Source organism: Campylobacter troglodytis, assembly GCF_006864425.1.
Lineage (GTDB): Bacteria > Campylobacterota > Campylobacteria > Campylobacterales > Campylobacteraceae > Campylobacter_D > Campylobacter_D troglodytis.
In genome coordinates this window covers 1-1,948 of record NZ_QHLI01000130.1, presented here as the reverse complement: position 1 = coordinate 1,948, position 1,948 = coordinate 1, and the positions used below count along the sequence as shown (strand labels likewise).

1 pseudogene is annotated in these 1,948 nt (G+C 27.7%); it reads left to right on the top strand.

What is annotated here, in order from left to right:
* Positions 1-127 (top strand): annotated as a pseudogene (locus tag DMC01_RS16240) (type VI secretion system tube protein Hcp); the annotation flags it as partial.
* Positions 128-1,948: the final 1,821 nt, after the last annotated feature.

Genomic DNA, 1,948 nt, shown 5'->3' with positions numbered 1-1,948 from the left:
CCAAGATAAAAGCAATAACGACAAAACAGAGCTTTTCAGGGTTTCTATGAATTACAGAAAGGTCATTTGGGAGCACACAGCTGCTGGCACAAGTGGGAGTGATGATTGGAGAGAGGCTAGGAGCTAGTCTTTCAAAGAGTTTTGAATTGGCTTTGAATTTAAACTTTTAAACTTTTAAACTTTTAAGTTAGCTTTAGCCTTGAATTTAAGTCTTGAATTTGTGCTTTGCAAGAGCTTTGCAATAGCCTTGAATTTAGCCTTTTAAGTTAGTTTCAACCTTGAATTTAAGCTTTGAATTAGCTTTGAATTTAAACTTTTAAGCTATTAAGTTAGCCTTAACCTTGAATTTAAGCTTTGTAAGATCTTTGAATTTGTGCTTTGCAAGAGCCTTGAATTTGTGTTTTGAATTTATGACTTAAAGGCTTAAATTCAGCCAAAATTAAAGCTTGAGCTTGAAATTACGCTTTGTAAGAGCCTTGAATTTGTGTTTTAAATAGCTTTAGCCTTGAACTTTATGCTTTGTAAGTTAGCTTCAACTTTGAATTTAAGCTTTGAATTTTGTGCTTTGCAAGAGCCTTGCAATAGCCTTGAATTTAAGCTTTGTAAGAGCTTTGAATTTGTGTTTTAAATAGCCTTGAATTTGTGTTTTGAATTTAGGACTTAAAGGCTTAAATTCAGCTTAAATTAAAGCTTGAGCTTGAATTTAAACTTGAAAAACTTAAATAATTTTAAACATTGAATGTCAGACTTGGTTTAAGTTTAAATAAATTCAGGCTTGAAATTCAAGTTTAAATCAAGTTTAAACAAATTCAGGCTTTAACCTAAATTTAAATTCTGAATAAATTTAAAGCTTAAGCTTGAATGTAAACTTTAAATAATTTTAAATCTTTAACTTCAAGCTTGATTTAAACTTAAATAAATTTAGGCTTTAACCTTAGGCTTAAACTTGAATTTAAGCTTAAATTTAAACTTAAATAAATAACTTTAAACCTTGAAATTCAAGCTTGCTTCAAGTTTAGTTAATCCCTTGCTAATCCTTTTCACATACTAAATCTCATTTACTCAAAAATTACATTATTTGCTTGAATTTAAAGACTTATAAGAAGCTTGAAAGGCTTTTGCTTGAATTTAAATAAGTCTTAAATCGAATTTAAAGAAGTTGAAGAAACTTTAAAGGCTTCTTGCTTGAATTCAAAGAAGCTTAAGAGGATTTAATGGCCTTTTACTTGAATTTAAATAAAATTGAGCTTTAAATTAAATTCAAAGAAGCTGCAAGGGTTTTAAAATTCTTTGCAAAGGGCTTTGAATTTGAAGACTTGAAAGAAATGTGAAAGGGCTTGAAAGACTTTCATAAATTGTTAAGTTGAAAAGAAATTCAAACGCTTAAATTTGGCTTTAAATTATTCAAAGCTTGAAAAATTCAAAAAAATTTGAAATGCGTCAAAGAACTTTGAATTTGAAGATTTGGTTAGTGCTAAGATGTTTGAAAGAAGTTTTAAAATCTTGAAAAGCCTTTGAATTTAATATTTGAAAGAAAAAGTGGCTAAAAGGCTTGAAAGGCTTTTAAGTTGAATTTAAATTGAGCTTTTACTTGAATTTAAAGAAGTTTAAGGAGTTTTTTAAAATTTTTTGAGTTGAGTTGAAAAAAATCAAAGCCTTGTAAGCAACTGAAAGGCTTAAATTCAGCTAAAATTTCAAGCTTAAACAATCAAATAAATTGAAAGATTTATAGACTTTTAAGGAGGCTTGAAAGGCGGTTTGAAAACTTTAAAACTTTAAAACTTTAAAACTTTAAAACTTTAAAACTTTAAAACTTTAAAACTTTAAAACTTTAAAACTTTAAAACTTTAAAACTTTAAAAATTGAAGCTTTTAGCTTAAATCAAACAGATTGAAAGGGGTTAATTTAGCCTTTTGAAATGCTTGAATTTAGCCTTAAAGTCCCAACT